Here is a 26,764-nt window from a genome sequence, read left to right as displayed (position 1 = left end):
TTAACGCATCAGTCGTGAATTTGTATAAGTGATAGTTCTTTAATCAATCAGAACTTATTCCATCACTTTCATTTGACCAGAAAGATAGCTTTCATCGGCATGCAGCACTTCAATTAAAGGCTTCGTCAGCAAATCATAGCGCCAGCCCAACAAATAACTCGGTAAATCTTGTTCATCATTATGAAAAACCACATGCTGATACAAAGCATTTAACCATTTTTTGCGCATTAAAACTTCTTTAGGCACAGAGGTTTCTTGTACTGCACGCTGAATAACGGTATCGACGCGTGAACCAATATCCTGAGAAGAGTGACGAATTGGACGTGCCATACGCAGCGGCCATTCAGCTTGTTCAGGTAAAAACTTCAACAAATCTAAAATAATTTTACCATGCTCACGCACAATGTTCGGACGAATGTCTTTCACCGCACTCAATTGAAAATTATTTTTTGGATTTTTTTCAACCATATCAATGATGGTTGAGTTTTTAAGAATAAAGCTACGTGGCTGATTTAAGGCTTTCACCATTTGCTCACGCCAAACGGCCAATTGCTGAATTTGCATGAGCTGACGACGTGAATGTCGATAATTACCAATATCGTGATACAGCAAATGGATCGGCGTTTCAGTGCCAATTTCATAAGTTAAATTTTTGCAGTCCTCAAGCACACAATTTAATAAACTTTTCGCAGCCAATTCATCCTGAATCGTATGGCTTAAATTCATTAAATAATGTACATCATTCGCTGCATAGTTCAATTGCTCGGCACTGAGTGGACGAGCCAACCAATCTGAACGTGTCTGATCTTTATCTATATCTACATCGAGCATAGTTTTTAAGGCATTTTGATAGCTGACTTGTAAGCCATGCCCTAAAAATGACATCCCAACTTGGGTATCAAAGACATTTTCTAAAGACTTATGCTGTGCATAGTGATAAATCAGGTCGATATCTTCACTACATGCATGAAAAATGTTTTGCTGAGCTGCAAATAATTTTTGCCAGAATTGGCTTAAATCGAGGGTTGTACCATCAAGTAAATACACCTGATTTTGTACATTAATTTGGAAAAGTCCAAGTTTGGGCCACAGGGTATCTACTTTTATAAACTCGGTGTCGAGTCCGTAAATCGAGCTTTGGTCCATAAGATTTAAAACGCAATTTAAATCTGGCTGATTTTGAATGAATTGATACATAAGTTGCTGAGTCTAATTTTAGATGCTCTATGAGCTTATATTAACTGATATATATTATTTATCTATAAGGAAAAACGTTATTTTAGTGACTTATTTCCTTTATTTAGCTTTTTTATTCATTGTAAACAAAAACTTTAATCGTTATTAAGTATAAATAATTAGATAAAAATTATACAAAGCGAAACGAGTTTCGCTCTATATTTACTTCATTCGCATTCGGTTATGCACGGCCTGACTTAAGGTATGACTATCCACATATTCAAGCTCACCACCCTGTGGTACACCCTGTGCAATACGGGTCATTTGTATTGGTAAATGTTTAGTCGCTTCAACCAAATAATGTGCTGTCGCTTGACCTTCAACTGTTGCATTGGTCGCCAAGATCACTTCCTGCACTTTACCATCACTTAGTCGTTGAATTAAATATGGGATACCAATTTCGTCGGGGCCAATACCGTCGAGTGGCGACAAATGCCCACCCAATACATGATATTTCCCTCTAAAACTACCACTTTGCTCGATTGCCATGACATCTGCAGGAGATTCAACCACACAAAGCAGTTGATCATCACGCTCTGAAGAGACGCAAATGTTGCATACTTCATCTTCAGTCAATGAATGGCAAATGGAACATTCATGAATATAGTTGGTTGCTTCAGTCAAGGCATGTGCCAGACCGACAGCGCCTTCCCTGTTTTTCATGATTAAGTGCAGTGCCATACGTTGAGCCGACTTTGGCCCAACGCTTGGTAAAATACGCAATGCCTGTACAAGTTGATCAAAACGATCACTAAACATTTAACGTATTCCTTAGAATAAACCTGAAAGACCTGGTGGAAGACCCATACCAGAGTTTGCAGATTTCAGTTTTTCTTCTGAAATCGCTTCAGCTTGACGTGAAGCATCATTCATTGCTGCTGCAATTAAGTCTTCAATCATATCTGCATCATCTTGAAGTAGTTCAGGATTGATTTCGATACGTTTCACTACATGACGTGCAGTCATAGTAACTTTAACCAGACCACCACCTGCTTCAGCGTGAACTTCAACTTGTGCAAGCTCTTCCTTGGCTTTTTTAATGTTGCTCTCAACTTCTTTTTGCATGCGTTGAGCTTGCTGCATGAGCATATTAATGTTCATAAAAATCTCCGAACAAAACTGATGAATTCACTTTAGATAAGATCTAAACCGCGTGAAAGATCGCGAATAATATCATTAATATCTTCTAAACCAACAGATACGCGAATTAAACCTTCGCTAATCCCTGCTGCTTTTTTCGCTTCTGCTGACATTCTGCCATGAGAAGTCGTTGCAGGATGGGTAATTGTTGACTTTACATCACCCAAGTTACTTGTAATAGAAAGGAACTTAGTATTATCAATCACTGTCCAAGCGCCTTCACGTTCGCCTTTCACAACAAACGATACAACTCCGCCAAAGCCTTTTTGTTGTTTTTTCGCCAACTCATGACCTTCGTGATTTGGAAGTCCCGCATAGTACACTTTTTCAACTTTCGGGTGTGCATCCAACCATTCAGCTAAAGTCTGAGCACTTACACAGTGAGCTTTCATACGTAAGCTTAAAGTTTCTAGGCCTTTCAGGAAGATCCATGCATTGAATGGACTCATCGAGTTACCCAGTGTACGAATAACACCTGTAATCTCTTCCATCAATTTTGCACTACCTACAACAGCACCACCGAGCGCACGACCTTGACCATCAATATATTTTGTTGATGAGTAGATCACGAGGTCCGCACCAAATTTAATCGGTTGCTGTAACACCGGTGTACAGAAAGTATTATCGACTGCAAATAATGCCCCATGCGCATGTGCAATATCAGCAATGGCTTGTAAATCCCCTACTTGAGCTAATGGGTTTGACGGTGTTTCAATAAACAAGAGGCGTGTCGTTGGACGAATCGCTTGTTTCCAAGCATCTAAATCTTCCAAATCAACAAAAGTAACGTCAACACCAAATTTGATGACATATTTTTCAAACAGAGAAATGATCGAACCAAAGACAGCACGTGAACACACCACATGATCGCCAGCTTTCAAATATGCCAAAGTGATCGCGTGTACGCCCGCCATACCTGAACTTGTCGCAACAGCGGCTTCAGCACCATCCAAAACAGCTAAACGTTTTTCGAAAGCTTGTACAGTTGGATTGGTATAACGTGAATAGGTATTGCCTTCAATTTGACCTGAAAATTTTGCTGCGGCATCTGCTGCACTTTCACAAACAAATGATGAAGTCAGGAAAATTGGCTCACTATGTTCACCCTCAAAAGTACGAGTATGACCTGTACGAATCGCTAAAGTCTCTAATTGGTATTCGATGTCGTCTTGTTGGCTCATCTGTATTACTCAGTCGCGAAGAACTGCCTTTGTGAAGAATTGCCAATATTTTGAGCGTCTAAGCTATTTAAGGTCAAGGTAAAATACTAAATTATCGCTTAGACTTCGACCAATCCTACAAGGACTTAGGCAATTGACAGTTATGCACCCTTTCAAACAGAAATTTCTGGCGCAGCAAAAGAAAATTAAACACTTGTCTACACGTGTGTTTAATGCAAAATCGTTGGTCCTTTCTCAATCGACACCCTATGAAGTAATTACTGAATATAAACATGCAAAAGTTCGGTATTACGCTTCGCCTGATCGTAAATACAAAGAACCCTTAGTGTTTGTTGCTCCACTGGCCATCAATATGGCGATTTATGATTTGTATCCATATCGCTCATTGGTTAAACATTTTCAACACAGTGGCTTTGATGTCTATTTGCTGGAATGGGGAAAATTAAACTATCAAGATCGTTTCTTAAATTTTCTATCGTTTATTGATGATGTGATTCCACATTGTATTGATCAAATTTGTGAGCATGCAGATAGTCGATACATCTCGCTACACGGTTGGAGTATGGCTGGAGTCTTTGTCACGCTGTATACCGCATTACATCAACCTGAACATGTTAAAAATCTAATGGTGATGGGCGCGCCGATTGATAGCTATGCCTCAGGTCGTATCGGAAAGCTATTTCAAAAAACCAATCGCTTGCTTTCACGTAGTAAGAATTTACAAGATACGGTCTACACAGGGAAAATCCCTAAACATTTTATCCATACACCGGGTGTGCTCAATGCGATTGGATTTAAAATCGTCGATCCACTGGGTTGGTTCAAAAGCCAAAAACAATTTTTATCTAACTTAGATAATCTGCATGATCTGTATGAACATGCAACCATGGGCGATTTTCTCAATCACATGATTGACTATCCGGGTGGAATTAACCAAGACATGGTGTTCAATGTTTGGCTACAAAATCCACTTAAAAACGGCATTATTCAATTGAAAGATAAAGTTATTAAATTAAAAAATATCCACTGCTCTTTGTTGATTGGCGCGGGTTCTACCGATCAAATCGTTACTGCTGATGCAGCAAGTCCTTTAGGCGAATTGACAAGTAGTCAAGATGTCACGTTTACTCTCATTCCCGGTGGTCACCTCGGCCTGATGTCGAGTGAAAAAAGTGCCAATCAATTTTGGCCAACTTTGACCCAGTGGCTTACACAAAGATCCAGTTTATTGAAATAAAAAATTTAGAGGGTAAAGATGATTCAGTCAGTTGCATTTATCGGATTGGGCGCAATGGGTTACCGTATGGCAGCGCACCTACCAAAACAGTTCGACACGGTTTATGTCTGGAATAGAAACTTTACCAAGGCAGAGCAACATGCTGCTGAATTTGGTACGCAAGCGGTTGCATTAGAGCAAGCAGTACAAGCGGACATTATTTTTTCATGTCTACCCATCAGCCAAGATGTTGAAAATTTAATTGCGAGTGTGACGCTGAAATCAGGCTCGATTTGGGTCGACTGTACCAGCGGTGTGCCAGAATCTGCAAAAAAACTCGCTGCAGCCTTAAAGCAACAAAACGTTTCGTTCTTAGACGCCCCTGTGAGTGGACAAACCATTGGCGCTGAAACGGGAACATTAACCGTCATGATTGGTGGTGACGCAGCAGCCTTTGAACGTGCATTACCTGCGATCCAAACATTTGGCAGACTGATTAAACATGTGGGTGAACCGGGTGCGGGTTTTGCTGTTAAAGCTGTAAACAACATGTTAATGGCTGTAAATCTTTGTGCAGTTGCTGAAGGATTCACCACCTTAAAAGCGCATGGCGTAGACTTACATGAGGCACTCGATTGTATTAATGCGTCGAGTGGTAAAAGTAATGTGACTGAAACAGTTTTACCTCAGCGCGTACTGAATCGTAGCTTCCCATTAACCTTTGCACTTCCATTACTTGCAAAAGATACGGGAATTGCTGTTGATCTGGTGCGACAAGCAAAACTTTCAGCACCTGTGCTCTCTTTGACGCAAAATTTAATCCAAGCAGCAAGCGATCAAGCTGAAGAAAACAGTGATTTTTCAAGCGCTATGATTATGTATGAAAAATGGAGTAAAATTACAATTGAGTAATAACTCGCCATTGAATAACGATAAATAACCATCATATTGTACTCTAGTGTCATAACACACATTGTTACAAATGACAGAGGAAACTCGCATGAACAAATTTACCCTCGCAACTTTGCTAGGTGCTGTAACTTTAATCGGGGCTTCTACTGCTGTTTTAGCATCTGAGCAAGAATGCCAAAAGTTGAAAAATGACCATGATGTGATTTATGCGTCGAAAGGTTTCTGCTTTAAAGATCCTGATGCTAAAGCGAAGTTTGGCAATGACAATTGCTACACAACTAAGCCTAAATTTTCAGAAAAAGAGCAACAACGACTTGACGCGATCAAAGATCGTCAGAAAGAATTGAACTGTAAATAATTACGATTCAATTCGCTCAAGGAATTTAGCAATGACTTATGATGATCAAAATATTTTTGCTCGGATTTTACGTGGAGAACTTCCTGCGTTTAAAGTCTATGAAGATGATCAAGTACTCGCTTTTATGGATGTCATGCCACAGGCCGAAGGTCATACGCTCGTAATTCCTAAAACCCCTGCTATTACGCTGCTTGATTTAGATCCAGAAGCGGCTGCTTATACCATTCAGGTAGCTCAAAAAGTTGCGAAAGCAATGGAAAAAGCCTTAGACGTGAAAGGTATCGTATTGATGCAGTTGTCTGGCGCTGCTGCGGGTCAAACTGTTCCGCATGTGCATTTCCACCTGATTCCGACTTCAGTCCATGAACTAGGTAAACATGCCGCACAAATGGGCGATATGGAAAAAATCAAAGCCATTGGCGAAAAAATCAAAGCAGCACTTTAAGTTCAATTGAATTTAAAGTGATGATCAATGGAGCTTCGGCTCCATTTTTTATGTCTCGAATATTATCCCAAGAACTTTTAGCTGCAAAATTTACTGTTCAATACAACTCTAAGCATTTAATAAATATTATTTTTTATAAATATAAAAGCAATTTAAACCAAAAATCACCTTTCACCGTTTTGAAATATTTCCTTAATAGAACTGTCTTATTTGTAATGAATACTTAGCGCCATTAGATAGCGAAATTACTTCTAGCCAAGCTACTGATAAAACATATTGATATGACTGGAAAAGTCTTCTGGAGCTTCAAATGAAAAAAACTCTATGTGCATTAGCAATCGGGGCAACAATTCTTACACCAATGATGGCGTCTGCTGCAGATGTAAAAATTTATGGCCGTGCACATGTCTCTCTTGACTATCTAGATGATGGTAAAGATTACAACGAAGTTGGTCTTTCTTCTAACGCTTCACGCTTAGGCTTCAAAGTAGATCAAAAAATTAATGATGACCTCAACGTATTCGCTCAAATTGAGCAAGAAGTAAACTTTGCAAGCGGTAGCCAAGACAGCAAAGGTGTAGATTTTTCAACACGTGACACATTCGTGGGTTTAAAAAGTTCAACTTATGGTCAAGCACGTGTAGGTCGTTTTGACAGCCCATTTAAAGTCGCACGTAGCCCTGTGAACTTCTTCGGTGACATGGTTGGTGACGTTCGTAACGTAACACGTGTAGGCAACTTAAAATTTGATGAACGTAATGAAAACACCATTGAATATAAATCTCCAAAATTTGGCGGTGGTTTCAATGTATTAGCTGCAATGTCGATGCATTCAGGTACACAAATTGACCGTGAAGCAGATGGCGAAGGCAAAGATGATAACAAAGCCTATGACCTTGCTCTAACCTATAAAGAAGGCCCAATTGATTTTGCAGCAGCATACGAAAAGTATGATGAAAATGCAGCAAACGCAGCAGGTGGCGCAAGTCGTGATGCCTTCCGTATTGCTGGTGCATATAAGTTAACTGAAGAATTTAACTTGGGTGCTTTATACCAAATTGCGAAACACGACAACGATACAGCCAACCCAGATGCTCAAGTTTTTGGTGTAGCTGGCGAATATAAAGTAACGCCTAAAACCTCAGTACGCGGTGAATACTTCTACCGTGACGTAGATGCTGATGATGCCAATGCAAGCTTGATCGGTGTGGGTGTAGAACATAAGTTAGATAGCACTTTACGCGTATATGGCAACTTAGCAACTGTGCTTAACGACAAAAACTCTAAACTCAACCCTTGGAAAGAAGGACGTAGCTTCGGTAACGGTATTTCAGGGATCGGTGATGAAAATGCAACTGCACTTTCTCTTGGTCTGCGTTACGACTTCTAAGCTGCAATACCCCCTAAAAAAGACATACTCCGGTATGTCTTTTTTTTACTCAAATGTAGTGTCTCAAGACTAAAATAAGCTAAGTTCATCATGTATCAAATATTTAAAAAGTATTTAAAAAACTTAGTCCAGCCTCTTTAACATTAACCATATAGAGATCGTTTAACAGCACTACATGAATAGCCCTTTTTTTTAGCAAAACTTAAACATAACAAATAAAAATCTTATTCACTCAATAAAGATTCTCATTATTAATAATGTAACTTTTAGTAAATATAGTAAATTAGTCAGGATTTAAAATATAAATATAAGCGTTTTAGTCGGATTTAAAATAATTAAACACAAGTGTTTTAGTCAAGTATTTAAAATAAAAAAATTAGTTTATTTTTTAACTAATAAGCACTATAAGTAATTGTATTTAAATTACTTAATAATATATTTTTATTTTAACTATTCAACCTATTTGCTTTTTGTATATATTTGTTAATAATATAGTACAAGTTTAAAGAATAGGCTTATCTCCATGAGCTTAAAATTCAAAGATTTAAATCGTCGTGTGGTCAGAGAAATAACCGCAATACTAATAATTAAAGTGATTATTTTAATGATCATTAAGAACATCTGGTTTGACGCCCCTACTATCCCTAAAAACTTTGACAATCAAGTTGCCGAGCATATTGCTGGCAGTCCTTCCCAAATCAAGGAGACACGTTGATGATTTCTGAAAGCGTGGTCGATCTTTCGCGGTTCCAATTTGCAATGACCGCGATGTATCACTTTATTTTTGTTCCACTGACTTTAGGTCTGGCTTTTATTCTTGCCATTATGGAAACCACCTATGTGATTTCTGGCAAAGAAATTTATAAAGACATGACTAAATTCTGGGGAAAACTCTTCGGTATTAACTTCGCATTAGGTGTTACTACTGGTTTGACCATGGAGTTTCAGTTCGGTACTAACTGGGCGTATTACTCACACTATGTCGGTGATATTTTCGGTGCACCATTAGCCATTGAAGGTCTGATGGCATTCTTCCTTGAATCAACATTTATTGGTTTATTCTTTTTCGGCTGGGATCGCCTATCTAAAGTTCAGCATTTGGCAGTCACTTGGTTAGTTGCACTTGGCTCAAACATGTCTGCACTATGGATTTTAGTGGCCAATGGTTGGATGCAAAACCCTGTTGGTTCCGCGTTTAACTATGAAACTATGCGTATGGAAATGGTGGACTTCGGCGCACTGATTTTCAACCCTGTGGCTCAGGTTAAATTCGTACATACCGTATCTGCAGGTTATGTGACTGGTGCTATTTTCGTACTAGCCATTTCAAGTTACTACTTATTGAAAAAGCGTGACTTGCCATTTGCTCGTCGTTCATTCGCTATCGCTGCAATCTTTGGTTTAGCGTCTACACTTTCGGTGATCTTACTGGGTGATGAATCTGGTTATGAAATTGGTGATGTACAAAAAACTAAACTTGCTGCGATTGAAGCTGAATGGGACACTCACCCAGCTCCAGCGCCATTTACTTTGTTTGGTATTCCAAATAAAGAAACTATGTCCACTGACTACGCAATCAAAATTCCTTATGTCATGGGGATTATCGCAACACGTTCAACTGACAAAGAAGTAACAGGTATTAAAGACCTGATCGTACAACACGAAGCGCGTATTCGTAACGGTATGGTGGCTTACTCACAGTTAGAACAACTTCGTGCAGGCGATACGTCTCCTGAACTTAAAGCAGCATTTGCTGAGTCTCAAAAAGACTTGGGCTATGGTTTGCTTCTGAAAAAATACACAGACAAAGTGGTCGATGCTTCTGAAGAACAAATCAAAGCTGCTGCAAAAGACACTATTCCACATGTTCCAAGCTTGTTCTGGGCATTCCGTGCAATGGTTGCTTCTGGCTTCTTAATGCTCCTTCTGTTCGTACTGGCTACCTTTGCTGTCGGTAAACGTAATGCAGAAAATAAACCTTGGTTATTAAAGTTTGCTTTGTTTGCTCTACCGTTACCTTGGATTGCTGCACAAACAGGTTGGTATGTTGCCGAAGTTGGTCGTCAACCTTGGACTATCGGTGAAGTTCTACCTACACATCTTTCAGCTTCTAGCTTAAGTACAGGTGATGTATGGGGTTCTATCCTTGCATTGGCAGCGTTCTATACTGTACTGCTGATCATTGAAATGTACTTAATGATTAAATTCTCACGCCTTGGCCCAAGTTCTCTACATACTGGTAAATACCACTTCGAGAAACTTGAAGCTGCAAAAAAGGCAAATGAGGAGGCTCAAGCATGATCGAATATGAATTACTCAAAATCATTTGGTGGGTATTAGTCGGTGTCCTACTGATCGGCTTCGCCCTCACCGATGGCTTCGATATGGGCTCAATGGCGATCATGCCATTCGTAGGTAAAAAAGACGAAGAACGTCGTGCGGCAATCAATACGATTGCCCCACACTGGGACGGTAACCAAGTTTGGTTTATTACTGCCGGTGGTGCACTGTTTGCAGCATGGCCAATGGTATATGCAACTGCATTCTCAGGCATGTACTGGGCACTTTTACTGGTACTCTTCGCCCTCTTCTTACGTCCAGTCGGTTTTGACTACCGTTCTAAACTCGAAAATACCAAGTGGCGTAATTCTTGGGACTGGGGTTTAGCAATTGGTGGTGCCGTTCCTGCCCTCGTATTTGGTGTTGCGTTTGGTAATATGTTCCTCGGTGTACCATTCACTATGGACGAAACTGTTCGCTCAACTTACACAGGTAGCTTCTTTGCACTGCTTAACCCATTCGCTTTAGTTTGCGGTATTGTGAGTTTATCTATGCTTTGCGCTCACGGTGGTGCATGGCTCATGCTTCGTACAGACGGCGACCTACGTGCACGCTCTGCAAAAGCGACTCAACTTATGGGTATCGTATTCTTGGTTTGCTTCTTACTTGCAGGCGCATGGTTATACTTTGGTAATATCCAAGGCTACACATTAGCTCAACCGTTTGACACGAATGGCGTTGCAAACCCATTAGCTAAAGAAGTGATCACCAATGCCAACCCAGGTTGGATGAATAATTACAGTACTTATCCAATTACTATGATTGCGCCAATCATGGCTATTTTAGGTGCTTTGATCATCATCCTTGCCGCAGGTAAAGGTAAAGCTGGTTTTAGCTTCCTTGGTTCAAGCTTGGCAGTCATTGGTGCAATCTTAACTGCTGGTTTTGCATTGTTCCCTTTCCTTATGCCATCGAGCATCAACCCAACTGTAAGTTTGACTATGTGGGATGCGGTTTCAAGTAAAAATACACTGACTGTGATGACAGTTGCCGCGTGTATTTTTGTCCCAATTATCCTGTGCTACACAACTTGGTGTTACTACAAGATGTGGGGTGTGGTCACTAACAAACATATTGAAGAGAATTCACACAGCCTATACTAAGGCTGTGTCTAAGGAGAAAAGACGATGTGGTATTTTGCTTGGATTCTCGGTATTTTGATGGCATGTTTTGCGGGTGTACTTAGTGCGCTTTACATCGAACATCATCAAGATCTAGATGAGGAATAACAAATGACTGATGCTGCTGTAGAAAAATCACTTGTAGAAAAGAAGCCAAATAAATTTGCAATGGTCATTTCCTGCCTGTTAGCTTTTCCTTTGGCAGCCGTGTTACTTGTACATCCTGCTGCCATGCTGGATGACAATGGTGGATATAGCCATCGAGCGCTGATGTTCATCATGATAGGTATTTCAGGAGGTTTTGTGCATGGTGTGGGTTTTACGCCACACCATTGGTTCTGGAAATGGCTTTTTAGCCCCTTCCTCGCTTGGCCACTCATGTTATGGGGCTACTACACATGGTTCCTACATTAATTAATATCTAAATAAAGCCCTCAATTGAGGGCTTTTTTTTCTTGATTGAAACCACCAAAACCGTTTTAAACCCACAAATAAATAAAAAAATGATCCGAGTTGCACACTTCAGAGTTTGTATGAGCACCATTATGTTAAATAAAATCGTATATCTGTTTTATGCTTTTATATATCTCATTTATAATCAGATATATATGAGAATTAAGAATTACTTTAATGGCTATATACAAAACAAACTCTATTACGAATTACTTAGATAATATTGCTCCATTTTATTATTTTTTGATTTTCCCCTTTGTTGTAGCCTTAATGGTAATTTGCTTTGATTTCGAGTTCAGCGGGATTTTTTCGAATACACAACAACTTCAAGTTTTATCAAAACATAGGTTTTTAAATGATTTTTTTGCTTTATGTACTTGGATTACAATTTTTCTTATATTTTTCAGCCGAAAGTTTTTTGGCTTAAAACCAGATATCCAATTACAGGTACAAAACGCTGTTATTAAACAGATAAGAACTCGTGATGGTCTCGCAATGTACAGTGCAACTATGCTTTGTTTCTTCATTTTTTTTATCATTTGTATCAGCTTAACTTGGTTTCCGAGTGATCCAATGCAGCCTGAAACAGGAACTAAAGGATATGCTTTTAAAAAAGCTATATATTCAGCTAAACCAGTATTTATTTTGTTTATTCAATATTTTAAATATGCTTTAAGTCTCCTATTTACTCTTGTATTGGTACATATTTTAGATGCACGAAAAATTATAAAAGAGCAAACGTTGAATTAGGATTTCCTAAAGTTTAAATAATACACGTTATACAAAACACATTTAATTTCTTTTCAAATCAAAGCCCTAACTATAGAAGAAGCACCATTCCACCGAATGGTGTTTTTTAAATGAGTTATCACTTTTAATGAATATTGCAATAATCAATTTTTAGAAGTTTTATCTCGTCTATTTTAAAACTCAAGCAAAAAAACCGGATATAAATCCGGCTTAATGTTGTCTATTACACTTAACGATGCGTATGAATCGACATCACAATCCCCATACCGGCAAGCATGGATATGACTGCTGTCCCCCCATAACTCATCAACGGTAGTGGATCACCTGTTACCGGTAAAATCCCACTGACCATACCCGAGTTTAAAAATACAAAAAAGAAGAAAGTTAATCCTATCGCTCCTGCATAGAGTCGTCCAAAATTATGGAAGCAATTTAGTCCAATAATCAAACAGCGAACTATAATTGCTGTAAATAAACTAAATAAAAGAAATACACCAATAAAGCCAAATTCTTCTGCATAGGTCGACATAATAAAGTCAGTATGATGCTCTGGCAGATAACCCAAGTGCGACTGTGTCCCTTCGGTATACCCCTTACCCATTAAACCACCTGAACCAATGGCAATTTTAGACTGAATAATATTCCAACCTGCACCAAGCGCGTCAGATTCAGGGTCAAATAAGGTCAGTACACGTTTTTTCTGATATTCCTGTAAAAAAAACATCCAAAGTACAGGTGCTGCAATTGCAAAGGCGGTTAAAGCACCTGCAATTAAACGCCAAGACATACCACTTAAAAATAAAACAAAAATACCCGGAATAATCAAACCGATATTCAAGTCAGGCTGTAAAGCGACCAATGCAAATGGAATCAATAATAAAATTAATGCCCCGACAATTTGTAAAAATTTCGGTGGAAAAGGTTTTCGCGCAAAATACCACGCCATCATGAGTGGCATGGCAAATTTCATAAACTCACTCGGCTGCATACTGCCGATACCCGGCAAGCTAATCCAGCGTTTCGCCCCCATCCTTTTTTCACCAATGACCAGAACCAACAACAGTAAAAATATACCGATGGCATATAAGTACGGACTCATAGATTGGTAAACTTTGGGTGGAATTTGCGCACAGATCAACATCACAATAAAGCCCACACCAAAACTTGTGGCTTGGCGTAGTACCATTCCCGAATCTTCCGCGGTCGCACTATAGACAACCATCAGCCCCAATATTGCATTGAGTACCAAGAAGCAAAGTAACCACGGGTCTAAATGAAGTTTAGCCCATCGAGAAGAATCGTGTTTTATACTGCGGCCATCACGTAATGACTGACGTAAAAAACGATACTGTTGAGAAGGGATCATTGCGAAACAGATCTAAAAAGGATGCGGGAATTATAGATTAAAGCGACAGTAAAAATCACTGTCCCTTAAATATTCCTTGAAATAATCATCTATTCACTTGAGACGCTAAAATTAAACGTGCCAATTCCAAGTCATCCGGATAGGTAATTTTAATATTGTCCGAACGACCCTGCACGACATTGACATGCTCACCGACAAATTCTAAGGCACTTGCTTCATCTGTGATGGTCGCACCAGCGGCAAGCGCTTGTTCAATGGCATTTTTAAGCACACCCAATTTGGCAATTTGTGGTGTCTGCGCTTGCCATAAAGTTGAACGATCTACCGTTGTTGATATAAGTGGTGCCGTTTCAACTCGTTTTAAGGTATCGCGTACGGGAATGGCGAGAATCGCACTTTGCTCAGTTTCTACTGCCGATTGAACTAAATTTTCTAAACTCAACTGCAAGACACATGGTCGTGCTGCATCATGAACAAATACCCAATCATCATCATTGGCAATCTTAGATAGATATTGCAATGCATTGAGTACAGAATGCACACGCTCTGCACCGCCTAGACAAAAATGTGCCTTCTCTTGATTAGTGAGTGCCAAAGTCTGAGCAACATTATCTTGCTCTCCTATTGCCAATACATAGCCTGTTAAAGGCAATTGGTTAAGACGCGCAACTGTGTGTTCAAGCACATTTAGACCCGCAATGTTTTGATATTGTTTTAGTTCAGTTTTAGAAAATCGACTTCCTGAACCAGCAGCAGGAATAATAGCCCACAATTTAAGGTTCGGGTGGAAGTTCGGCTGGTTCTGACTCATTGGTACGTAGGTCTACTTTTGCGTTTGGATCAATATAAATTGGTTTGTACTGAGTACTGATCGTACTCATTTGTACGAAAGTTTCATGCGGTTTAATTAAACCTAAATCAAGACGAGCATGCTCTTCAATAGCTTCAACGCCATTTTTTAAATCGTATACTTCAGCGGCAAGCACGCGATTTCGTTCTTTTAATTCGTCATTGAGTTCGACTTGTTGTTGTATTTTCTGACTCAGTTGTTGATGTTGATGATAACCACCTTCACCGAACCAGTATAAATATTGAAACCCTGCGATCAAAAAGATCGCAAGGCCCAACAATGCTTTACTCGCTTTGGAGTCAAATACATTTAACATAGATAGCATGATCTGCTTAGTTCAAACCTTTGAACTCAGCTTTACCGCGATATGCAGCATTAGTCAATTCTTCAATACGAAGTAATTGGTTATATTTCGCTACACGGTCAGAACGGCAAAGTGAACCAGTTTTGATTTGACCCGCTGCTGTACCCACTGCAAGATCCGCAATAGTTGAATCTTCAGTTTCACCAGAACGGTGTGAAATTACTGTAGTGTAACCATTTGCTTTTGCAAGGTAGATTGCATCTAGAGTTTCAGTCAACGTACCGATTTGGTTGTACTTGATCAGAATCGAGTTACCCACTTTTTCGTTGATACCACGTTGAAGAATCTTAGGATTCGTAACGAATAGGTCATCACCAACCAATTGGATTTTGTCGCCAAGGATTGAAGTGAGGTAAGACCAGCCTTCCCAATCAGACTCGTCCAAACCATCTTCAATTGAGATGATTGGGTATTGTTTTGCAAAACCTGCAAGGTAGTCAGCAAATTGGTTGCTAGTGAATGCTTTATTGCCTTCACCTGCAAGGATGTATTGACCATCTTTGTAGAATTCTGAAGATGCACAGTCAAGCGCAAGCATAATGTCTGAACCTGCTTTGTAGCCAGTTTTTTCAATTGCTTCAAGAATTACTGTAATTGCTTCTTCGTTAGAACGAAGGTTCGGTGCAAAACCACCTTCATCACCAACTGCAGTATTTAGACCTTGTTTCTTTAAAACTGATTTTAAAGAATGGAAAATTTCAGCACCAGCGCGTAAAGCTTCAGAGAATGAAGTGAAGCCAACTGGCTCAATCATAAATTCTTGAATGTCTACGTTGTTGTCTGCATGTGAACCACCATTTAGGATGTTCATCATTGGAACAGGCATAGTCAAAATGCTGTTATTACGAAGGTCTGCGATGTATTGGAAAAGTGGAATTTTCTTTTCATCAGCAGCAGCGCGCGCAGCAGCTAGCGATACCGCTAAAGTTGCGTTCGCACCTAATTTTTCTTTGTTTTCAGTACCGTCAAGCGCGATCATTGTGTTATCAATGTCTTTTTGTTCGAATACTGATTTACCCAACAATGCATCACGAATTACTGTGTTAACGTTGTTAACCGCAGTTTTAACGCCTTTACCTAAGTAACGAGCTTTGTCGCCGTCACGAAGTTCTAAAGCTTCACGAGAACCAGTTGAAGCACCAGATGGTGCACATGCACGGCCTACAACGCCAGAGGCTAAGATTACGTCTGCTTCGATGGTAGGGTTACCACGAGAGTCCAAAATTTCACGTGCACGAATGTCAACGATTTGGCTCATGAACAATTCCTCAGTTGATTAATAAAAATGATGCGTCAAAAGTGACGCATCAATGTGTATCGAATTAGTGTGTATCTAACTTTGCGAAACCTTTAACCAAGGTATCGAGTTCTTTTAACTGTGCCAAGAAAGGCTCCAACTGTGACATGCGTAGCGCACATGGACCGTCACATTTGGCATTTTCTGGATCTGGATGAGCTTCTAAGAACAATCCTGCTAAACCAGTCGCCATACCTGCACGTGCCAGTGTCGTGATTTGCGCACGACGACCACCTGCAGAATCCGCACGACCACCCGGCGTTTGAAGCGCATGCGTAACATCAAAGAACACAGGGACATTCATTTCTTTCATGATGTCAAAGCCCAACATGTCTACAACTAAATTGTTGTAACCAAATGCTGAACCACGTTCACAAAGAATCAGCTTGTCATTCCCTGCTTCCAAACACTTATGCAAAATATGACGCATTTCGTGTGGTGCGAGGAACTGTGCTTTTTTAATGTTGATGATGGCATCAGTTTTCGCCATCGCTTCAACAAGGTCAGTTTGACGGCTTAAAAATGCAGGAAGTTGGATAATATCCGCAACTTCAGCAACAGGCGCAGCTTGATATGGTTCATGTACGTCAGTAATAATCGGCACATTAAAGTGTTTTTTAATGTCAGCTAACCACTCGATTCCTTTTTCCAGGCCTGGGCCACGGAAAGAGTTCAAGCTTGAACGATTGGCTTTATCAAAACTGGCTTTAAACACATACGGAATATCCAAGCGTTTGCAGATATCCACATATGTTTCAGCAATTTCAAAAGCAAGGTCTTTTGACTCAAGTACGTTCATGCCGCCGAATAGTACAAATGGCAAATGATTTGCCATTTGTATATCGCCTAAACGTACAATTTCCTGTGGTTTTAATTGTGACATTTAAACTCTTCCTGGTTTAGTCAAAAACACATTATTTCGCTTTTTGGTACTGCTTTTTAGCAGCATCAATAAAGCCTGCGAATAATGGGTGTCCATCACGTGGTGAACTTGTAAATTCCGGATGGAATTGTACAGCAATAAACCAAGGATGTTCAGGAATTTCAACAGTTTCAACAAGACGCTGTACTGGAGAATAACCTGAAATCTTCATGCCTTTTTCTTCAAGCACTGGGATATAACGGTTGTTCATTTCATAACGGTGACGATGACGTTCAACGATCTCTTCAGAACCGTAAACTTGTGCAGTTTTTGTTCCCGCAACCAATTCAGATTTTTGAGCACCCAGACGCATTGTGCCGCCTAAGTCAGAATCTGCATTACGTTGTTGAACTTCGCCGCGCTCATCTAACCATTCAGTGATTAAACCAATCAATGGTGATTTTGTAGAACGGTTAAATTCAGTTGAAGTTGCATCACTAATACCCGCAACGTTGCGCGCATATTCGATCACAGCCAACTGCATACCTAAACAGATGCCAAGGAATGGCACACCGTTTTCACGTGCAAAACGAATCGCTTTCATTTTGCCTTCTGTACCACGTTCACCGAAGCCACCCGGCACTAAGATTGCATCCGCGTCTTTTAATACGTCGTTTACATCTTGGCTTTCAAGTTCTTCTGCATTGACATAATCAATCTGAACTTTCACACGGTTTTGAATACCCGCATGTAAAAGCGCTTCGTTTACAGATTTGTATGCATCTGGAAGTTCAACGTATTTACCAACCATCGCTACACGAACTGTGTATTCAGGGTTCAGTAATGCATCTACAACGTTATCCCAGTCTGTAAGATCAGCTTCTGGAAGATCGTTATAACCAAAACGTTCACAGATTAAATCATCAACGTTTTGCTCATAGAAAGTACGTGGAATTTGGTAAATTGAACGCGCATCTTTACATACCACAACTGCACGTGCTTCAACGTTCGTAAATAACGCGATTTTACGTGTAGTGTCAGCATCAACATCATGCTCTGTACGGCAGATCAGGATGTCTGGTTGAATACCAATCGACAAAAGCTCTTTTACAGAGTGTTGAGTTGGTTTAGTTTTTAATTCCGCAGCTGACTTAATGTATGGGAGTAAAGTTAAGTGCATTAACATTGTGCGCTTATGACCTAGTTCGACCATAAGTTGACGTACAGATTCCATGAATGGGAGAGATTCAATGTCACCTACTGTACCGCCGATCTCAACGATCGCAACGTCATAGCCTTCACCTGCGCGAAGAACACGTTCTTTAATATTGTCAGTAATATGTGGAATAACTTGAACTGTACCACCGAGGTAGTCACCACGACGTTCTTTATTCAAGACATCTTGGTACACTCGTCCTGAAGTAAAGTTGTTCAGTTTGGTCATTTTCGCACGACGCAAGAAACGTTCGTAATAACCCAAGTCTAAGTCAGTTTCAGCACCATCCTCTGTGACAAAAACTTCACCGTGTTGGAATGGACTCATAGTCCCTGGATCGACATTAATGTATGGATCCATTTTTACCATGGTTACTTTTAAACCACGGGCTTCTAAAAGCGCAGCCACTGATGCAGCTGAAATACCTTTACCTAGTGATGATACAACACCACCAGTAACGAAAATAAAATGGGTCATTAAGTTTCTCGTACAATGGAGCCTAAATTGGCCTACAATGTTGTGCGATTTTACTTTACTCTGTACCAAGAAAGCAAAGTCATTACGCATCAATTCATAGAACAATTAACAATTGGCTATTGTAACAGCAATTATCATAAAAATTTAGAGTAAGTTCTTATCATTTCTATATTCTTATTTGCTGTTATAATGCAGTTATCCAATCCACACTTTTTTGTTTTGTGTAATTATGAATAAGAAACTTTTAATCTGCGGTGCAATCGCAACAGGTCTACTTCTTACAGCATGTGTAAAAAAAGAAGCACCAAAAGAAGAAGAACAGGAACAGGTTGAAGTTGCAGCATCTGAACCAACAGCATCTGTACCTACACAATTAGAACCAGTTGAAGAACAAGCAGTTGTTGAAGAACTGGCTCAGCAGCAAGTTGAAGTGATTCGTGAAGAAACACCGAATACAACAACTGAAATTCGTCGTGAACCTACTCCTCCTACAGAAACTCCTGCTCCAAAAGCAGAAGCTCCTAAAGCGGCAGAAAAACCTGCACAAGCTGCTCAACCTAAACAAAACTCAGGTTCTGCACAGTCTGAAGATGACGCCGTGGCTGCTGCCATTGCTGCTGCAACACCAGCTTTAGAGAACTAAGATCGAAGTTTTATCAAACAAATGATCAAAAAAACCCGGCAAAAGTCGGGTTTTTTATTGTTTCTATGTAAATAAAAATCTGTACCCGACGATGCACTGTTTTTTCTCACAACTATTCTTGTAATTTTTCAGCTAAATATTCAATAAATAAACGAACACGTTTCGGTAAATGCTCTTGTTGATAATAGACAGCATGAATAAGCTGTTCATGTGGCTCAATTTGATCGTCTAAAAGTTGTACCAATCGCCCTTCTGCAATATCTTTTTCTAACATAAAAATCGAAAGACAAGCGATGCCCATCCCATGAATCGCAAGCTCACGTATCGTTTCACCATTTGACGCCTTGATGTTAGGGCGGATCGTCAGAGGTTTCCCTGCGACTTGGATCGGCCAAGTATTCATATGGGTAATTTGACTAAATCCAAGTAAAGCATGTGCGGTTAGCTCTTCATCATTTTGCGGACGTCCATGCTGCTGAAGGTATTCAGGACTCGCCACCAAACACAGTCGACTCTTATAGATAAGTTTTGCATGCAAACTGGAGTCGTTTAATTTCCCAAAGCGAATTGCGACATCTGCTTTATGCTCTAATAAGTCAATCACTTGATCATGATTCACCAATTCAATCTGTATATGCGGATAACGCGCATTAAATTCTGGAATCAAGGGAACGATCATATGCAGAATAAACGAAATCGCAGAATCGACTCGCACCAAACCCGATGTATCTGCATCTAATTTCAGCAGGGAATCTTCCGCTTCGCTCAAATCATTCAATATCCGCTGTGTTTTTGCTAAAAACAATTGCCCCTCTTGCGTCAGCTTAATTTTGCGGGTAGTTCGTTCCAACAAGGTTACATTTAATTTAGATTCCAGACGCTGTAATGCACGGCTGACACCCGATGCTGTCTGATCCAGTCTTTCTGCTGCTTTGATAATAGAGCCACTATCTACAATAACAGTAAAAGCCTGCAGCTCCTCAATGGTCGATTTCATTGCATATTCTAATTCGTGATTTTTAATCAATAATATATTCCAAACTCATGCATTTTTCTTCATTAAAATTAGCAGCACAATAGCATCAATTCAAAAAAGAGAATTCCTGATGATTGTTCCCCAATTTGGTGTCGGTACCTTCCGTTTGGCAGGTGAAACTGTCATTCACTCAGTTAAAACAGCCTTAGAGCTTGGATATCGTGCTGTAGACACTGCACAAATTTACGCTAATGAAGCAGAAGTAGGCCAAGCACTCCATGAAAGTCAGGTCAATCGAGCTGATATTTTCTTAACCACGAAAATTTGGACTGAAAATTATGCTGCCGACAAACTGATACCCAGCCTAAAGGACAGCTTAATTAAATTAAGGACGGATGCAGTTAACCTCACACTTATTCATTGGCCTGCACCTGCACTTGGAGTCAATATTCCTGAATTAATGGGACATTTACTTGAGGCAAAAAAACAAGGTTTGACTGAACATATTGGTGTATCTAATTTTAATATTGAGCTCACTCAACAAGCCATTGATCACATCGGACTAGAAAATATTGCAACCAATCAAATTGAACTGAGTCCTTATCTTCAAAATGAACGACTTGCGACTTACTTAAAACAGCAAAATATTGATGTCACCTCTTATATGACCTTGGCTTATGGCAAAGTGCTAAATGACCCAATACTTTCTGATATTGCAGCACAACACCAAGCTTCAGTTGCACAAGTGACACTCGCTTGGGCGCTGCAAAAAGGTTATGCCGTAATTCCATCTTCAACCCAACGTGAACATTTAATCAGTAATTTAAAAGCTCAAGAAATTCATTTAACACCAGAACAGATGCAGGCCATTGTCACACTAGACAGAAATGCGCGTGAAGTGAACCCACCTGAACTTGCTCCAGTGTGGGATATTTAATATGAAATTCAATTTTCCATTAATTGCATTAGCCGCAGGTGCTTTTGCAATTGGCACATCAGAATTTTCACCGATGGGATTTTTGCCTAAAATCGCAGCAGATCTATCAGTGTCTATTCCTCAAGCAGGATTACTGATTAGTGCCTATGCCGTTGGCGTCATGATTGGTGCCCCATTAATGACCTTATGGTTAGCACGTTTTCCAAAACGCACTGCCCTTATTTTATTGATGGCAATCTTTACGGTCGGCAATATTTTGGCAACGATTGCCCCTAACTATCTCGGTTTAATGGCGGCACGCTTAGTCACCAGCTTAAATCATGGTGCATTTTTTGGCTTAGGTTCTGTCGTTGCAGCGAGTGTTGTGCCGAAAGATAAACAAGCCAGTGCTGTTGCCATAATGTTTATGGGCTTGACCATTGCCAATATTGGCGGTGTACCACTCGCAACGTGGGTAGGACAAAATATCGGTTGGCGTATGTCTTTTGCCGCTATTACCTTATTGGGCATCATCACCATGTTGGCATTATGGAAAGCACTACCCCATCAGCAACAGACCGAAAAACCTGATGTACGAGCAGAGTTAAAAGTATTAACACGCATGCCTGTTGTTTTAGCACTGCTCACCACAGTCATGAGTGCTGGAGCTATGTTCGCGCTCTATACCTATATCGCACCGAGCTTAAAAGTCTTTACCCATGCAAGCCCTGAGCTTATCACTTTCATGTTGGTCTTAATCGGGATCGGATTTTCAATCGGTAACCATTTCGGTGGTAAGTTTGCAGATCAGTCTTTAGATAAAACCTTGATTGGCTTTTTAGTCTTACTCATGCTGATGATGCTGTTATTTCCAATTTTAGCAACAACCACCATTGGCGCGGCGATTGCATTAATCATCTGGGGAGCAGCAGCCTTTGCCGTCGTACCACCTTTACAAATGCGTGTTATGACAGTCGCTCACGATGCACCAGGCCTCGCTTCTTCAGTGAATATTGGTGCATTTAATCTTGGAAATGCATTGGGTGCAGTCACAGGTGCCGCAGTGCTAAATCTTAACCTAAGCTATGCTGCGGTGTCTTATGCAGGCGCTACACTGAGCGCTATAGCGTTGATTTTAGTATTGATTCAAATGAAGCTTAAACCTCAAATTACTGCATGTTGCGCACAAGCTGAATAACACATACTTAAAATAGCCTATCAAAAGTAGGCTATTTTTTAATTCGCATATAACTTTAAAAAATCTGCCATTAATTTGGTTGCCCATGAATGGGTGTCGACTAAACCTTCATAATAACCACAGTGACTGCCTTTTTTAGTGGTCACCACCACTACATTCGGCAAAGAACGGATTAATTCTTTATAGGGTTCAAAGTTTTGAATGTGGCAAATAGGATCGTCTTCGGCATTTAAAATCATCAAAGGAATTTTAAGATTTTCAAATACATAAATTGGGTTGGTGGATTTGGCATAACTTTCATAATCAGCAAAACCCGCCATTTGAAAATATGCACGTTCAAACTGTGCCAGATTTTTACTTTTCAATACATCAATTAAAGAGGGTGTTGCTGACCATGTTGCAGAATAGGGTTCTACAAATTTCTGAAAGAGCTTCTTAGTCATCATTTTACTGTAAAAAGGGTGGACATTTTTAAAGCCAAGCTCGGTGTCATAGCCCGGACATAAAGCAAAAGCCGCTTTAAGTGGTGTTTCCTCACCTTGTTCGCCTAAATAGCGGACCAATAGCCCCGTTCCGGCAGATGAACCGACGCCATACAAACTCGATGCGGGAAATTTCTGCTGAATAAAGGCAATCTGTTCACGTAAGTCATCGGTTGAACCAAATAAGTTTATTTTGGCAACTGGCATAGGCAAATTGGCATGACCACGTCTTAAACACAGTGCAATGCGCCAACCAGTATATAGGTGAAGATCCCGAACCACTTCCCGCATACTTTCAGGCGTTCCCGTAATCGTATGCATGAGCACCACGGTTGGTACAGCCGCAGGTAAATCTAAACCTAACCATGCAATGGCTGTGATTCCACCATCAGCCATGGTCAGCTGCTCTATAGCATCATATTTAAGCTTCACTTGACGCTTTTTAATGACATCAAAATATAGTAAATGTGCGTGGGTATTCGACAGCCAAGGCGTAGGGCGATATTTTTCATGTAGTTGCTTTAACTTCGGCAGCACATGTTTCATTTGCCCTTCAGGATGATAATAAAGCTGTGGTAATTCTGCACCGATAGCATTATCTACAAAATTTAAAAGAGCCTGACGCCCTTTATGAATCACATTATTCATTGACCTTACCTTCACCTCGCTTCGCACCACAGCAAATTATTCCAATCTTTTCACTTTGACTAACAATGCCCATTAAAAAACGTATCTACAAAACCATATCTCACTAGCAATATTTGTTTGCTTAAGCCTCAAAAGCAAAAAGCATGACAATATCCATCATGCTTTTTATCATTCTGTGATGAGCATTTAAAATCAGCAGATTTAAGGCTGATATTGCATAATGCGCTCACCCATTTTCGCCGCCAATGCTTCCAAGCCACTTTTTGGACGAAGCATGACTTCAAAATCAATCATCTGACCTTGTTCATTAAACTGAATCATGTCGATTCCTTTTAACTTTTTTTCGCCAACGTTGGCAGAAAACTCAAGCACCACATTCAAACCATCTTCTGAGTAAAACTCACGGTGATAGGTAAAATTTTCAAAAATTTGAATCACATTGGTCAAAATAAAAGTTACTACAGGCGTACCTGGATATGGGTTAAACGCGACAGGTGAACGAAACACCACATCCTCTGCCAAGAGTTCATTTAAAATATTCATATCCCGTGTGTTAAGCATTTCGTGCCAACGTGCAACAGATTTTTTTGTTGTTTCAATAGTCATGTTTATGTCCTTTTTTTTTGATGAATCATTTCCCTTTCCTCAAACTCCTCTCCCAAATGGAGAGGAAGCACGACAACTGCATATTAAATTGAATGAAGTTGTCGTGGTTTAGTATGAGGCTGATTAAATCACCGCAGCCAAATCTGCACCTTGACGAATGGCACGTTTAGCATCTAACTCACCTGCTTCTTTCGCACCACCAATCAAATGCACATTTTTCCCATCTGCTTGTAGCTGTTCATACATCGCGGTATAGGATTCCTGACCTGCACAAATCACCACATGATCAACATCTAAAATACGTGATTGACCATCAACGGTAATATGCAAACCTTGATCATCAATTTTGTCGTAGCTTGCACCCGCAATCATTTTCACATCGCGGTGTTTCAAACCTGTACGGTGAATCCAACCCGTGGTTTTACCTAAGCCAGCACCAACCGATTTAGCCTTACGTTGCAATAAATACACTTCACGCGGCGATTCTTCGACGTCTGGATGTTTCAAGCCACCGACTTGCGCATAAGTGGTATCAATACCCCATTCATCATAAAATTTCTCAGGATTGAGGCTACCGCTTTCACCTTCATGCGTTAAATATTCAGCCGTATCGAAACCAATACCGCCCGCACCAATGATTGCTACACGTTTGCCAACAGGTTGACGTTCACGTAATACCTGTAAATAGCTCAATACTTTTGGATGATCAATACCATCTATATCTAACTGACGCGGTGTTACACCCGTCGCCACCACGATGTCATCAAAATCAGACTGAGCTAATTCTTCATACGTTGCTGTATGGTTCAATACCAATTTAATCTGAGGCAATAGTTCTATTTTACGTTTGAAATAACGCAGCGTTTCATAAAACTCTTCTTTACCAGGAATCGTTTTCGCAATATTAAACTGTCCACCAATTTGGCTCGATGCTTCAAAAATAGTTATGTTATGACCACGCTCTGCAGCATAAGTTGCAAAGCTTAAACCTGCAGGTCCCGCACCAATCACAGCAATATTTTTCACCTGTGCAGATTCTTTAAAAATCAGTTCAGTTTCATAGCAAGCTTGAGGGTTAACCAAACATGTTGCAATTTTCATCGAGAAAATATGATCTAGGCAGGCCTGGTTACAAGCAATACAGGTATTAATTTCATCACTACGACCTTGTTCTGCTTTTTCCACAAAACGTGGGTCTGCTAGCATTGGACGTGCCATGGACACCATATCTGCATCACCCGAAGCAAGTACGTGCTCAGCCATTTCAGGAGTATTGATACGGTTTGAGGTGATTAAAGGAACATTCACAAGACCTTTTAATTTCTTGGTCACCCATGTAAATGCAGCACGTGGCACTTTGGTTGCAATGGTCGGAATACGCGCTTCATGCCAACCAATACCGGTATTGATAATAGTTGCACCGGCTTTTTCAATGGCTTTTGCAAGTTGCACAACTTCTTCGAAAGTCGAACCACCTTCAACCAAATCCAGCATAGAAAGACGGTAAATAATAATAAAATTTTCACCGACTAATTCACGCGTACGACGCACGATCTCAATTGGAAAACGAATCCGGTTTTCATAACTGCCACCCCATTCATCATCACGGTGGTTGGTACGTGCAGCAATAAACTCATTAATTAAATAACCTTCTGACCCCATGACTTCTACACCGTCATAACCCGCTGTCTGTGCTAACTGAGCACATTTGGCAAAATCATTGATCGTGCGTTCGACGTCTGCTGTGCTTAAAGCTTGCGGTTTTACTGGGTTAATTGGTGCTTGAATAGATGAAGGTGCAACATTATTGGCTTGATACGAGTAGCGACCTGTATGCAAAATCTGCATCGCAATTTTACCGCCAGCATCATGTACCGCCTGCGTAATCACTTTATGTTTTTCTGCTTCTTCTAAAGAATCTAATTTTGAGCCACCAGCAAATGTCACACCATCATCATTGGGAGAAATACCACCAGTTACAATCAGACCTACACCACCTTTCGCACGCTCAGCGTAAAAAGCTGCCATGCGTTCATAGCCACCCGGTGCTTCTTCAAGGCCGATATGCATAGAACCCATCAATACACGGTTCTTTAGCGTTGTAAAACCTAAATCTAGTGGTGCCAATAAATTTGGATAATTTGACATTTTTTCTCCTTAGCGTGCTGAAAAGCTGGCTATTTTTATCTTCACTTGTATACAAGCTTTCTCTTTCCATCTACGTATACAATATTTTTGCAACTTGTTGCACTAATTTATATGCGAGATTTGATTTTTATGCAACATGTTGCATAATAAAAAGTACAAAACTATTTTGACTG

Annotated in this window: 28 protein-coding genes; 14 read left to right on the top strand and 14 right to left on the bottom strand. The window is 40.1% G+C overall.

Features of this window, described 5'->3' with window-relative positions; translation table 11 throughout:
- Positions 1 to 54 precede the first annotated feature (54 nt).
- The 4 genes from FTU75_RS16560 to FTU75_RS16545 all read right to left on the bottom strand — a co-directional run bounded on the left by FTU75_RS16560 (position 55) and on the right by FTU75_RS16545 (position 3,557).
- Entirely contained in the window at positions 55 to 1,197 is a 1,143-nt protein-coding gene (locus FTU75_RS16560) for an HRDC domain-containing protein (RefSeq protein WP_180077035.1), read from the bottom strand.
- Between the two features lie 201 nt (positions 1,198 to 1,398).
- Positions 1,399 to 1,995 carry a recombination mediator RecR gene (gene recR / locus FTU75_RS16555; RefSeq protein WP_078188505.1) on the bottom strand — a complete coding sequence of 199 codons (597 nt, stop codon included), beginning with the start codon at positions 1,993 to 1,995 and terminating at the stop codon, positions 1,399 to 1,401.
- A gap of 12 nt (positions 1,996 to 2,007) precedes the next feature.
- Positions 2,008 to 2,337: a YbaB/EbfC family nucleoid-associated protein gene (locus tag FTU75_RS16550; RefSeq protein WP_180074039.1), complete on the bottom strand. Its 330-nt coding sequence runs from the start codon at positions 2,335 to 2,337 to the stop codon at positions 2,008 to 2,010.
- A 32-nt stretch (positions 2,338 to 2,369) separates the two neighbouring features.
- A complete protein-coding gene (locus FTU75_RS16545; RefSeq protein WP_180077034.1) occupies positions 2,370 to 3,557 on the bottom strand; it encodes an O-succinylhomoserine sulfhydrylase in 1,188 nt (395 codons plus the stop codon).
- Between the two features lie 142 nt (positions 3,558 to 3,699).
- Here FTU75_RS16545 and FTU75_RS16540 point away from each other — a divergent pair, with 142 nt between their 5' ends.
- From FTU75_RS16540 to FTU75_RS16490, 11 genes are all read left to right on the top strand, one after another.
- A complete protein-coding gene (locus FTU75_RS16540) occupies positions 3,700 to 4,794 on the top strand; it encodes an alpha/beta fold hydrolase (RefSeq protein WP_180116483.1) in 1,095 nt (364 codons plus the stop codon).
- 18 nt (positions 4,795 to 4,812) lie between these two features.
- Entirely contained in the window at positions 4,813 to 5,685 is an 873-nt protein-coding gene (locus tag FTU75_RS16535) for an NAD(P)-dependent oxidoreductase (RefSeq protein ID WP_180116482.1), read from the top strand.
- Between the two features lie 88 nt (positions 5,686 to 5,773).
- Positions 5,774 to 6,043 (top strand): YARHG domain-containing protein, encoded by a 270-nt coding sequence (locus tag FTU75_RS16530; protein ID WP_078188510.1) that lies wholly within the window; start codon positions 5,774 to 5,776, stop codon positions 6,041 to 6,043.
- Positions 6,044 to 6,074: 31 nt separating this feature from the next.
- A complete protein-coding gene (locus tag FTU75_RS16525; protein ID WP_078188511.1) occupies positions 6,075 to 6,488 on the top strand; it encodes an HIT family protein in 414 nt (137 codons plus the stop codon).
- Positions 6,489 to 6,798: 310 nt separating this feature from the next.
- On the top strand, positions 6,799 to 7,878 hold the full coding sequence (locus tag FTU75_RS16520; RefSeq protein WP_078188512.1) for a porin: 1,080 nt from the start codon (positions 6,799 to 6,801) through the stop codon (positions 7,876 to 7,878).
- Positions 7,879 to 8,401: 523 nt separating this feature from the next.
- Positions 8,402 to 8,593 carry a cytochrome oxidase putative small subunit CydP gene (gene cydP, locus FTU75_RS16515; RefSeq protein WP_078188513.1) on the top strand — a complete coding sequence of 64 codons (192 nt, stop codon included), beginning with the start codon at positions 8,402 to 8,404 and terminating at the stop codon, positions 8,591 to 8,593.
- Positions 8,593 to 10,179, top strand: a complete 1,587-nt coding sequence (locus tag FTU75_RS16510; protein ID WP_180116481.1) for a cytochrome ubiquinol oxidase subunit I — start codon at positions 8,593 to 8,595, stop codon at positions 10,177 to 10,179. The genes cydP and FTU75_RS16510 overlap by 1 nt, the downstream gene beginning before the upstream one ends.
- Complete coding sequence (gene cydB, locus FTU75_RS16505; protein ID WP_078188515.1) at positions 10,176 to 11,321, top strand: cytochrome d ubiquinol oxidase subunit II; 1,146 nt, start codon at positions 10,176 to 10,178, stop codon at positions 11,319 to 11,321. Before FTU75_RS16510 ends, cydB begins: the two co-directional genes overlap by 4 nt.
- Positions 11,322 to 11,345: 24 nt before the next feature.
- Positions 11,346 to 11,447, top strand: coding sequence for a cytochrome bd-I oxidase subunit CydX (gene cydX, locus FTU75_RS16500; protein ID WP_002120988.1), 102 nt, complete (start codon positions 11,346 to 11,348; stop codon positions 11,445 to 11,447).
- 3 nt (positions 11,448 to 11,450) lie between these two features.
- Positions 11,451 to 11,753 carry a cyd operon YbgE family protein gene (locus FTU75_RS16495; protein WP_078188516.1) on the top strand — a complete coding sequence of 101 codons (303 nt, stop codon included), beginning with the start codon at positions 11,451 to 11,453 and terminating at the stop codon, positions 11,751 to 11,753.
- A 216-nt stretch (positions 11,754 to 11,969) separates the two neighbouring features.
- Positions 11,970 to 12,542: a hypothetical protein gene (locus tag FTU75_RS16490; RefSeq protein ID WP_180116480.1), complete on the top strand. Its 573-nt coding sequence runs from the start codon at positions 11,970 to 11,972 to the stop codon at positions 12,540 to 12,542.
- 229 nt (positions 12,543 to 12,771) lie between these two features.
- On the opposite strand, the gene rodA is transcribed toward FTU75_RS16490, so the two are convergent.
- The 6 genes from rodA to FTU75_RS16460 all read right to left on the bottom strand — a co-directional run bounded on the left by rodA (position 12,772) and on the right by FTU75_RS16460 (position 18,974).
- Entirely contained in the window at positions 12,772 to 13,908 is a 1,137-nt protein-coding gene (rodA, locus tag FTU75_RS16485) for a rod shape-determining protein RodA (RefSeq protein ID WP_180111285.1), read from the bottom strand.
- Between the two features lie 85 nt (positions 13,909 to 13,993).
- Positions 13,994 to 14,719: a 2-C-methyl-D-erythritol 4-phosphate cytidylyltransferase gene (gene ispD, locus FTU75_RS16480; RefSeq protein ID WP_180116479.1), complete on the bottom strand. Its 726-nt coding sequence runs from the start codon at positions 14,717 to 14,719 to the stop codon at positions 13,994 to 13,996.
- Positions 14,682 to 15,074: a septum formation initiator family protein gene (locus FTU75_RS16475; protein WP_078188520.1), complete on the bottom strand. Its 393-nt coding sequence runs from the start codon at positions 15,072 to 15,074 to the stop codon at positions 14,682 to 14,684. The genes ispD and FTU75_RS16475 overlap by 38 nt, the downstream gene beginning before the upstream one ends.
- A gap of 16 nt (positions 15,075 to 15,090) precedes the next feature.
- On the bottom strand, positions 15,091 to 16,380 hold the full coding sequence (gene eno, locus FTU75_RS16470) for a phosphopyruvate hydratase (protein WP_078188521.1): 1,290 nt from the start codon (positions 16,378 to 16,380) through the stop codon (positions 15,091 to 15,093).
- A gap of 64 nt (positions 16,381 to 16,444) precedes the next feature.
- Positions 16,445 to 17,302, bottom strand: a complete 858-nt coding sequence (kdsA, locus tag FTU75_RS16465) for a 3-deoxy-8-phosphooctulonate synthase (RefSeq protein WP_078188522.1) — start codon at positions 17,300 to 17,302, stop codon at positions 16,445 to 16,447.
- A 31-nt stretch (positions 17,303 to 17,333) separates the two neighbouring features.
- A complete protein-coding gene (locus tag FTU75_RS16460; protein ID WP_078188523.1) occupies positions 17,334 to 18,974 on the bottom strand; it encodes a CTP synthase in 1,641 nt (546 codons plus the stop codon).
- Positions 18,975 to 19,203: 229 nt separating this feature from the next.
- On the opposite strand from FTU75_RS16460, the gene FTU75_RS16455 reads away from it, so the two are divergent.
- Positions 19,204 to 19,617 carry an internalin gene (locus FTU75_RS16455; protein WP_180116478.1) on the top strand — a complete coding sequence of 138 codons (414 nt, stop codon included), beginning with the start codon at positions 19,204 to 19,206 and terminating at the stop codon, positions 19,615 to 19,617.
- Between the two features lie 112 nt (positions 19,618 to 19,729).
- Here the strand turns inward: FTU75_RS16455 and FTU75_RS16450 are convergent, their stop codons facing one another.
- Positions 19,730 to 20,614, bottom strand: coding sequence for a LysR family transcriptional regulator (locus FTU75_RS16450; protein WP_180116491.1), 885 nt, complete (start codon positions 20,612 to 20,614; stop codon positions 19,730 to 19,732).
- Between the two features lie 106 nt (positions 20,615 to 20,720).
- Here FTU75_RS16450 and dkgB point away from each other — a divergent pair, with 106 nt between their 5' ends.
- Positions 20,721 to 21,530 carry a 2,5-didehydrogluconate reductase DkgB gene (dkgB, locus tag FTU75_RS16445; RefSeq protein ID WP_180116490.1) on the top strand — a complete coding sequence of 270 codons (810 nt, stop codon included), beginning with the start codon at positions 20,721 to 20,723 and terminating at the stop codon, positions 21,528 to 21,530.
- A 1-nt stretch (position 21,531) separates the two neighbouring features.
- Positions 21,532 to 22,707: an MFS transporter gene (locus tag FTU75_RS16440; protein WP_180116477.1), complete on the top strand. Its 1,176-nt coding sequence runs from the start codon at positions 21,532 to 21,534 to the stop codon at positions 22,705 to 22,707.
- A 38-nt stretch (positions 22,708 to 22,745) separates the two neighbouring features.
- Here the strand turns inward: FTU75_RS16440 and FTU75_RS16435 are convergent, their stop codons facing one another.
- The 3 genes from FTU75_RS16435 to FTU75_RS16425 form a co-directional block, all read right to left on the bottom strand.
- The gene (locus FTU75_RS16435) at positions 22,746 to 23,837 is read right to left on the bottom strand and encodes a YheT family hydrolase (RefSeq protein WP_180116476.1); all 1,092 of its coding nucleotides are present in this window, start codon (positions 23,835 to 23,837) and stop codon (positions 22,746 to 22,748) included.
- A gap of 201 nt (positions 23,838 to 24,038) precedes the next feature.
- Entirely contained in the window at positions 24,039 to 24,443 is a 405-nt protein-coding gene (locus tag FTU75_RS16430) for a nuclear transport factor 2 family protein (RefSeq protein ID WP_180116475.1), read from the bottom strand.
- A gap of 123 nt (positions 24,444 to 24,566) precedes the next feature.
- Positions 24,567 to 26,591: an NADPH-dependent 2,4-dienoyl-CoA reductase gene (locus tag FTU75_RS16425; RefSeq protein WP_180116474.1), complete on the bottom strand. Its 2,025-nt coding sequence runs from the start codon at positions 26,589 to 26,591 to the stop codon at positions 24,567 to 24,569.
- Between the last annotated feature and the right edge of the window lie 173 nt (positions 26,592 to 26,764).

This window comes from Acinetobacter sp. YH12140 (genome assembly GCF_013418475.1).
GTDB lineage: Bacteria > Pseudomonadota > Gammaproteobacteria > Pseudomonadales > Moraxellaceae > Acinetobacter > Acinetobacter amyesii.
The sequence above is the reverse complement of the archived record's forward strand: the minus strand, read 5'-3'. Positions and strand labels throughout refer to the sequence as shown.

Excerpts from the sequence above, each read along its gene's own strand:
- FTU75_RS16545 (WP_180077034.1), bottom strand. The coding sequence starts at position 3,557 with ATGAGCCAACAAGACGACATCGAATACCAATTAGAGACTTTAGCGATT.
- cydP (WP_078188513.1), top strand. The coding sequence starts at position 8,402 with ATGAGCTTAAAATTCAAAGATTTAAATCGTCGTGTGGTCAGAGAAATA.
- FTU75_RS16530 (WP_078188510.1), top strand. The coding sequence starts at position 5,774 with ATGAACAAATTTACCCTCGCAACTTTGCTAGGTGCTGTAACTTTAATC.
- FTU75_RS16495 (WP_078188516.1), top strand. The coding sequence starts at position 11,451 with ATGACTGATGCTGCTGTAGAAAAATCACTTGTAGAAAAGAAGCCAAAT.
- recR (WP_078188505.1), bottom strand. The coding sequence starts at position 1,995 with ATGTTTAGTGATCGTTTTGATCAACTTGTACAGGCATTGCGTATTTTA.
- FTU75_RS16450 (WP_180116491.1), bottom strand. The coding sequence starts at position 20,614 with ATGAAATCGACCATTGAGGAGCTGCAGGCTTTTACTGTTATTGTAGAT.
- FTU75_RS16490 (WP_180116480.1), top strand. The coding sequence starts at position 11,970 with ATGGCTATATACAAAACAAACTCTATTACGAATTACTTAGATAATATT.
- FTU75_RS16425 (WP_180116474.1), bottom strand. The coding sequence starts at position 26,591 with ATGTCAAATTATCCAAATTTATTGGCACCACTAGATTTAGGTTTTACA.
- eno (WP_078188521.1), bottom strand. The coding sequence starts at position 16,380 with ATGAGCCAAATCGTTGACATTCGTGCACGTGAAATTTTGGACTCTCGT.
- FTU75_RS16430 (WP_180116475.1), bottom strand. The coding sequence starts at position 24,443 with ATGACTATTGAAACAACAAAAAAATCTGTTGCACGTTGGCACGAAATG.
- FTU75_RS16535 (WP_180116482.1), top strand. The coding sequence starts at position 4,813 with ATGATTCAGTCAGTTGCATTTATCGGATTGGGCGCAATGGGTTACCGT.
- FTU75_RS16510 (WP_180116481.1), top strand. The coding sequence starts at position 8,593 with ATGATTTCTGAAAGCGTGGTCGATCTTTCGCGGTTCCAATTTGCAATG.
- FTU75_RS16435 (WP_180116476.1), bottom strand. The coding sequence starts at position 23,837 with ATGAATAATGTGATTCATAAAGGGCGTCAGGCTCTTTTAAATTTTGTA.
- FTU75_RS16475 (WP_078188520.1), bottom strand. The coding sequence starts at position 15,074 with ATGTTAAATGTATTTGACTCCAAAGCGAGTAAAGCATTGTTGGGCCTT.
- FTU75_RS16455 (WP_180116478.1), top strand. The coding sequence starts at position 19,204 with ATGAATAAGAAACTTTTAATCTGCGGTGCAATCGCAACAGGTCTACTT.
- ispD (WP_180116479.1), bottom strand. The coding sequence starts at position 14,719 with ATGAGTCAGAACCAGCCGAACTTCCACCCGAACCTTAAATTGTGGGCT.
- FTU75_RS16440 (WP_180116477.1), top strand. The coding sequence starts at position 21,532 with ATGAAATTCAATTTTCCATTAATTGCATTAGCCGCAGGTGCTTTTGCA.
- FTU75_RS16560 (WP_180077035.1), bottom strand. The coding sequence starts at position 1,197 with ATGTATCAATTCATTCAAAATCAGCCAGATTTAAATTGCGTTTTAAAT.
- FTU75_RS16540 (WP_180116483.1), top strand. The coding sequence starts at position 3,700 with ATGCACCCTTTCAAACAGAAATTTCTGGCGCAGCAAAAGAAAATTAAA.
- rodA (WP_180111285.1), bottom strand. The coding sequence starts at position 13,908 with ATGATCCCTTCTCAACAGTATCGTTTTTTACGTCAGTCATTACGTGAT.
- FTU75_RS16525 (WP_078188511.1), top strand. The coding sequence starts at position 6,075 with ATGACTTATGATGATCAAAATATTTTTGCTCGGATTTTACGTGGAGAA.
- FTU75_RS16550 (WP_180074039.1), bottom strand. The coding sequence starts at position 2,337 with ATGAACATTAATATGCTCATGCAGCAAGCTCAACGCATGCAAAAAGAA.
- kdsA (WP_078188522.1), bottom strand. The coding sequence starts at position 17,302 with ATGTCACAATTAAAACCACAGGAAATTGTACGTTTAGGCGATATACAA.
- cydB (WP_078188515.1), top strand. The coding sequence starts at position 10,176 with ATGATCGAATATGAATTACTCAAAATCATTTGGTGGGTATTAGTCGGT.
- cydX (WP_002120988.1), top strand. The coding sequence starts at position 11,346 with ATGTGGTATTTTGCTTGGATTCTCGGTATTTTGATGGCATGTTTTGCG.
- FTU75_RS16460 (WP_078188523.1), bottom strand. The coding sequence starts at position 18,974 with ATGACCCATTTTATTTTCGTTACTGGTGGTGTTGTATCATCACTAGGT.
- FTU75_RS16520 (WP_078188512.1), top strand. The coding sequence starts at position 6,799 with ATGAAAAAAACTCTATGTGCATTAGCAATCGGGGCAACAATTCTTACA.